Annotated in this window: 6 protein-coding genes; 1 reads left to right on the top strand and 5 read right to left on the bottom strand. The window is 69.7% G+C overall.

Annotation, left to right across the window (positions count from 1 at the left end):
* Positions 1 to 102: 102 nt before the first annotated feature.
* The 3 genes from dapF to K9D12_RS11225 are packed head-to-tail and all read right to left on the bottom strand — an operon-like array spanning position 103 to position 3,274.
* Positions 103 to 966 (bottom strand): diaminopimelate epimerase, encoded by an 864-nt coding sequence (dapF, locus tag K9D12_RS11215; protein ID WP_223060248.1) that lies wholly within the window; start codon positions 964 to 966, stop codon positions 103 to 105.
* Between the two features lie 12 nt (positions 967 to 978).
* Complete coding sequence (gene miaA / locus K9D12_RS11220; protein WP_370633498.1) at positions 979 to 1,959, bottom strand: tRNA (adenosine(37)-N6)-dimethylallyltransferase MiaA; 981 nt, start codon at positions 1,957 to 1,959, stop codon at positions 979 to 981.
* Positions 1,960 to 2,014: 55 nt separating this feature from the next.
* Positions 2,015 to 3,274, bottom strand: a complete 1,260-nt coding sequence (locus K9D12_RS11225) for an MFS transporter (protein WP_225911185.1) — start codon at positions 3,272 to 3,274, stop codon at positions 2,015 to 2,017.
* A 64-nt stretch (positions 3,275 to 3,338) separates the two neighbouring features.
* Between K9D12_RS11225 and K9D12_RS11230 the strand changes: the two genes are divergently transcribed.
* The gene (locus K9D12_RS11230; RefSeq protein WP_223060250.1) at positions 3,339 to 4,247 is read left to right on the top strand and encodes a LysR family transcriptional regulator; all 909 of its coding nucleotides are present in this window, start codon (positions 3,339 to 3,341) and stop codon (positions 4,245 to 4,247) included.
* A gap of 29 nt (positions 4,248 to 4,276) precedes the next feature.
* Here the strand turns inward: K9D12_RS11230 and miaB are convergent, their stop codons facing one another.
* Together miaB and K9D12_RS14935 are read right to left on the bottom strand one after the other, a co-directional pair.
* Entirely contained in the window at positions 4,277 to 5,809 is a 1,533-nt protein-coding gene (miaB, locus tag K9D12_RS11235; protein WP_223060251.1) for a tRNA (N6-isopentenyl adenosine(37)-C2)-methylthiotransferase MiaB, read from the bottom strand.
* Positions 5,810 to 5,821: 12 nt separating this feature from the next.
* A partial coding sequence (locus K9D12_RS14935; protein ID WP_225911186.1) for a regulatory protein RecX occupies positions 5,822 to 6,648 on the bottom strand: 827 nt, incomplete at its 5' end.

Here is a 6,648-nt window from a genome sequence, read left to right on the forward strand (position 1 = left end):
GCCACTTGAGTATCGCTCAGGTTCACGTTCACTGACGACGTTTTTCGTTGGGACACACACCGTTTCGCCGACCACACGTCGAGCGTTGTCCGACCGGGCGACTCAGCGTTGCGGCAGGTCGACCTCACCGTCGGCGACGAGCTGAGCCGGCCCCGAGAGCGCAACCTCGTCGCCCTTGATGTGCACGCCGAGCGTGCCGCCGAGAACGTCGACCTTCCAGTCGAGCTGGCCCTCAGGCTTGCCGCCCCACCACCACGTCGCGATGGCCGCGGCCGCAGCGCCGGTGCCGCACGAGCGCGTCTCGCCGCTGCCGCGCTCGTGCACGCGCATGCTGATGTGGGCGTGCTCGATCGCATGGACGAACTCGACGTTGCTGCCGTGCTCCGGGTGGGGGTCGACGTGCGGTGCCTCGTGCAGCTCGAGGGAGCCCAGGTGCACCGACGGAGGTAGCGCGACGACGGTGTGCGGGTTGCCGAGGTCGAGGCTGAGCGCGGGCAAGGGGTCGGGCGAACCGTGGACCTGGACGACGGAGTCCATACCGCGGCGCTCGGCCTCCTCTTCCCGGGCGAGGCGCCACTGGCCGAGCTCGACGGCCCAGCCGTGCGGGACGGCCACCATCTCCTTGACGCCGGCGCGCGTCGCGATGGCGAACTGCTCGCTCGCGACGAGTCCGCGCGAGCGCAGGTATTCGGCGAAGACGCGCGTTCCGTTGCCGCACATCTCGGCGAGCGACCCGTCGGCGTTGCGGTAGTCCATGAACCACTCAGCCTCTCCGGCGAGCGCCGCGACCTCGGGCACCGCAGCCGTGCGCACGACGCGGATCATGCCGTCGCCGCCAATGCCAGCGCGGCGGTCACACAGGAAGGCGACGTCGTCGACGCTGAGGTCGAGGGTGCCGTCATGATCGGGCACGAGGACGAAGTCGTTCTGCGTTCCGTGGCCCTTGGTGAATGGAATGCGCGTCACGCGCTCATCGTGTCACACGGCGTCAGACGCAGCCGCGACCCTTCCGTGCCGCGCCTGGCTGTAGCCGTCGACTTCCGCCATTGCGCGATCTAGGAGATCGGGTGCGTCGTAGGGCAGCCACACCGGCCGCGGATCCGGGCGGAACCACGCGCGCTGACGACGGGCGAACTGGCGCGTTGCAATCGCCGTCGCTTCCTTGGCTGCCCGCTCGTCGAGAAGGCCGTCGAGGTGCTCGAGCGCCTGGGAGTAGCCGATGGCCCGGCTCGCCGTCCGCCCGTTGCGCAGGCCTCGGGCGTCGAGTTCACGCACCTCGTCGAGCAACCCGCGCTCCCACATGAGATCGACACGTCGCTCGATGCGGGTCACGAGTTCCGTCGGGTCGGCCTGGAGGCCGAGCACGATCGTCGGTTCGAGGAAGGTTTTCGTCGGCGCCGTGGCGCTGAAGGGGCGTCCGGTCAACGCGATCACCTCGAGCGCGCGCACGACCCTGCGCCCGTTGCTCGCAAGGATGTCGGCAGCCGCCGCGGGATCCTGCTCGGCCAACTCCCGGTGAAGGGCGCCGGAGCCCTCGTCCTCGAGGCGCTGCTCGAAGTGGGCTCGTACCTGCGGATCGGTCGGCGGGATCTCCAGGACGTCGAGCGCGGCCCGCAGGTAGAGGCCGGAGCCGCCCACGACGATCGGAACGTTGCCGCGAGCCAGCACCCCTTGAATGTCGGCCCGAGCCTCGCGCTGGAAGCGCGCGATCGTCGCCTCGTCGAGGATGTCGAGGGTGTCGATCTGGTGGTGCCGGATGCCGCGCCGCTCCCCCACAGGCAGCTTGGCCGTACCGATGTCCATACCGCGGTAGAACTGCGACGCATCCGCGTTGACGATCTCGCCGCCGAGTCGCTCGGCAAGGTCGAGCGAGAGATCGCTCTTGCCGGTTGCCGTCGGGCCGACGACGGCGATGACGCGCGGTCGCACGAGCGCTCGATCGGTACCGGGGGTGTTCACGCGCCTATTCTCCCAAAGCTCGGAGCACGCTTGCACCAGCCGCGCACGGCGGTGCTTACGCCGCGGCGGGAGTCGGCGCCTGGCCCGCGCGACGCCACAGGGTGAGGGCGAGACCGAGCGCCGCGAGGACGGCGGCAAGCACGAGGACGAGCGTCCCGCCCCATCCCAGCGTGGCGAAGGGCCACCCGGCCAGCGCACCGATGACGGACGAGCCCGTGTAGTAACCGAACAGATAGAGCGAGCTCGCCTCGGCGCGATGGTGCGTTGCGAGGGCCGTGACCCACCCGCTCGCGCTCGCGTGGGCCGCGAAGAATCCACCGGTGAACGCCAGCATGCCGACGAGCAGCGTCGCGAGGTTGTCGAACCAGGTGAGGAGCAGGCCGAGAGCCATCGTCAGGGTCGAGACGGCGAGTACCGGCCCGCGACCGTATCGGTCGGCCAGGCGTCCGGCCCAGGCGGACGTGAGCGTGCCCGACAGGTAGAGGCAGAACACGAGGCCGACCACGGCCTGCGGCAGAGCGAAGGGCTCGCGCAGGAGGCGGAACCCGAGCACGTTGTAGATCGAGACGAAGCCGCCCATGAGGAGGAAGGCAACAGCCACGAGTGCCATGATGCGCGGGTTGCGCAGGTGGCGGGCCAGATTGGCGCTCGACGCGCGAAGACCGATCCGCTTGGGTTCGAAGAATCGGCTCGCCGGAGCGAGCTTCACGAAGAGGGCGGTGAACACCAGCGCGACGACGGCAGCCGCTTCGAGTGCCCACCGCCACGTCGTGACGTCGAGCGCGAACGAGGCCACGATGCGTCCGGCCAGCCCACCGATCGTCGTCCCTGCGATGTAGCGGCCCATGGCCGTTCCGAGGGACGCGCCGTCCACCTCCTCGGCGAGGTAGGCCATGGCGACGGCGGGCACACCGGCGAGGGTCAGGCCCTGGAGGGCACGGCCGGCGAGGACGACCTCGAGCGAGGTCGCGAGAGGAATGAGCAGGCCGATGATCGCGGAGAGCAACGCCGAGGCGACCATGACGCGGCTGCGTCCGAAGCGTTCCGAGAGGATGCTGGCCGGAACGATGGCGAAGGCGAGCACACCGGTCGTCGCGCTGACGGCGAGGGCCGCCACGGCCGGGGACGCATCGAACTCACGCGCGAGGTCGGGCAGGACGGCCTGCGCCGAGTACATCGACACGAAGGTCGCCATACCGGCCGCGAAGAGCGCCGTCGTGATGCGGGTATAGCCGGCGTCGCCGCGGACATAGCCCCGCGGTGCATCGGCGTGCTGTGCCGCCCCGGGCTGCTCGGTCTCCGCTGTCGCTGTCATGTCCCTCACTCTGCGCCGGGCGACCCACATACGGAAATACGTTCTCAATGCCACACTGATGCACATGACGCATGAACAGGATGCGGAGGTTCTCTCAGGTCACAGCTGGATCGTGACCCTGGCCGAGGTGGAGAACGTCACCGATGCCGCGGCGATGCTCGGGACGACCCAGCCGACCCTCTCCCGGAGGCTTGCGACGCTCGAATCAGCGCTCGGAGCGTCGTTGTTCGATCGACCGGGGCGGCGGCTGCGCCTCAACGACGCCGGACGCATCTACGTCGACGCGGCCCGCCGCGCGGACTTCACGATGGCCGTCGCCCGCGCGCGCATCGCCGAGATGCACGGGGGCGACGACGAACTGCGCCTCGGCTTCCTCCACAGTTTCGGCCCCTGGCTCGTGCCCCACCTGCTGGGCCACGTGCGTCGCAGTCACCCGCACGCAAGCTTCCAACTCGTGCAGGATGCCGCCGAGACGATCTGTCGCCTCGTGCGCGAGGGCGACCTCGACGTCGGGATCGTCTCTCCGAAGCCGCGCGTGGAGGAAGGCCTCCAGTGGCGCTCGCTCATCCAGCAGCCCATCGCCCTGGCCGTTCCCGAAGACCACCCGTTGGCCTCACGCGGGGAAGTGACGCTACGCGACGCAGCCGAGGAAACCTTCGTCACCATGCCGGCTCACTACGGCATGCGACGCGTGCTCGACGAGGCCTGCGCCGAGGCCGGATTCCGCCCGCGTCTGGGGACCGAGTGCCAGGAGTTGGGTACGGTGCGCGGGCTCGTCGAAGCGGGGCTGGGCGTAGCCCTGCTCCCCCGCGAACAGCGTCGATCAGGCGCGGACGGTGTGCGCCTCGTGACTCTGTGCGACCCGGCACTCACGCGCGAGATCGGCATCGTGCGCGCCGCCGATCGGGTGCTCCCCGCCGTGGCACGTTCGCTCGCCGACGCGGAAGCGCCCCCACTACCTTTCGGGCAGTAGGGGCGCGTGGCGTGGGATGCGGAGCGGCGTCAGCCGATGCCGCAGGCGGGGGCGCTCGGCGCCGGGGTATCCGGCTTGCCGATCGACGGCATGCCGAGCGCGACGGCGGGCTTGGCCGCGCCGGCCGGCGTTCCCGCTGAGGCCGCGTCCTGCAGAGCCTGCCAGGCGTCGCCGCCGCGAGTGCGACGCACGTCGTACGTGCCCCCGTCGAGACCGGAGTCCGCGACGAGGTGGTGCGGCGCACCGTAGGTGACCTCGACCGTCACCATGTCGCCCGGGCGAGGGCGCTCGGCTCCCTCGGGAACGGCGAAGTGGACGAGACGGTTGTCGCGGGCACGGCCCGACATGCGGTTGGTCTCGGCGTCCTTGCGGCCCTCGGCCGGGGCGACGAGCACCTCGACCGTGCGACCCTCCTGCTCACGGTTGCCCGCCCAGGAGACGCGCTCCTGGAGCTCGATGAGGCGCTCGAAGCGCTCCTGCACGACTTCCTTGGGGATCTGGCCGTCCATCGTGGCCGCCGGGGTGCCGGGGCGAATGGAGTACTGGAACGTGAACGCGGAGCTGAAGCGCGACTTCTCGACGACGTCGAGCGTGCCCTGGAAGTCCTCCTCCGTCTCGCCGGGGAAGCCGACGATGATGTCGGTGGTGATGGCAGCGTCGGGCATGCGCTCGCGCACCTTGTCGATGATGCCGAGGAACTTCTTGCTGCGGTAGCTGCGACGCATGTCCTTGAGCACCTTGTCACTGCCCGACTGCAGGGGCATGTGCAGGCTCGGCATGACGTTCGGCGTCTCGGCCATGGCCTCAATGACGTCGTCGGTGAAGGCGGCCGGGTGCGGACTCGTGAACCGGACCCGCTCGAGGCCTTCGATCTCACCGCAGGCGCGCAGCAGCTTGCTGAAGGCCTGGCGGTCGCCGAACTCCACGCCGTAGGTGTTGACGTTCTGGCCGAGCAGGGTGATCTCGACGACGCCCTGGTCGACGAGTGCCTTGACCTCGTTGAGGATCTCGCCGGGTCGGCGGTCCTTCTCCTTGCCGCGCAACGCGGGCACGATGCAGAACGTGCAGGTGTTGTTGCAGCCCACCGAGATGGAGACCCAGCCCGAGTAGGCAGAGTCACGGCGCGTTGGCAGCGTCGAGGGGAAGACCTCGAGGGATTCGAGGATCTCGACCTGCGCCTCGGCGTTGTGGCGCGCGCGCTCGAGCAGCACCGGCAGGGAGCCGACGTTGTGCGTTCCGAAGACGACGTCGACCCAGGGGGCGCGGCTGACGATGTCGGAGCGGTCCTTCTGCGCGAGGCAGCCACCGACGGCGATCTGCATGCCCGGCGTCTTGTCCTTGACCGGGCGCAGGTGGCCGAGGTTGCCGTACAGCTTGTTCGAGGCGTTCTCACGCACCGCGCACGTGTTGAACACGACGAGGTCGGGGTTCTCCGAGCGCTCGGTGTCGGGCACCGCAGCGAAGTCGGTGTACCCGGCCTGCTCGAGCAGCCCCGAGATGCGCTCGGAGTCGTGGACATTCATCTGGCACCCGTGGGTGCGCACCTCATACGTCTTAGCCATGGCCCATCGATTCTAGTGCGCCTCGTCGGGTGCGGCCGAACCCTGGATTTCCTTGATGACCGACCACACGAGCGAAGGCGGATATCCCTTGCGGGCGAGGAGCCCGGCGAGACGCCTCGTCTGCGTCTGTTCGTCGAGGCGCGACATCGTTGTCATCTTCTTGCGCGCGAGTTGGAGGGCGACGACGCGCTCGGCGTCGTCGTCGACCTGTTCGAGGGCGCCCTCGGCCACCTCGGGGGTGATGCCCTTGCGCTTGAGCTCCTGCGCGAGCGCCTTGCGCGCCAGTCCGCGGGAGGCGACCTGTGAACGCACGAGCATGCCCGCGTAGGCCTCGTCGTCGACGAGCTTCACGTCCTCCATGCGGTCGAGCACGGCTTCCGCCACGTCGTCGTCGACCTCCTTCTCGCGCAGTTTGTCCGCGAGCTGCGCTCGACTCTTCGGGGCGGCCGTGAGCTGACGCAGAACGATCTCGCGAGCAAACCCCAGCGGATCCTTCTCGCGCTCGGCCGCCTCCTCCTCGCGGCGCTTCTGCGCCCGCTTCTCCCGGCGCTCGGCCTTCTCGGCCCACGTGAGCTGCTTCTTCTTACGCCCCTTGCCCTTGGCGCCACGGCCCGACGACCGTGCGCCCTCGCCGAAGGACGAACCCGAGGAGCCTCGCCGACCGGCCGAAGACGACGGTTCGTCATCGCGAGGCTCGAAACCACCCGATGTCGGGCTTGAGCGCTGCTCACCCCAGGTGGTCGATGCGTCGAAGCTGGCCTCGACGACGTCGGAGGGGTCGATGAAGTCGGGGGGGCCCCCCGGGGGGGCCCCCGCGGGCGGGGGGGGGGGGTTTGGGG

The organism is Dermacoccus sp. Tok2021 (assembly GCF_019895135.1).
GTDB classification, from domain to species: domain Bacteria; phylum Actinomycetota; class Actinomycetes; order Actinomycetales; family Dermatophilaceae; genus Dermacoccus; species Dermacoccus abyssi.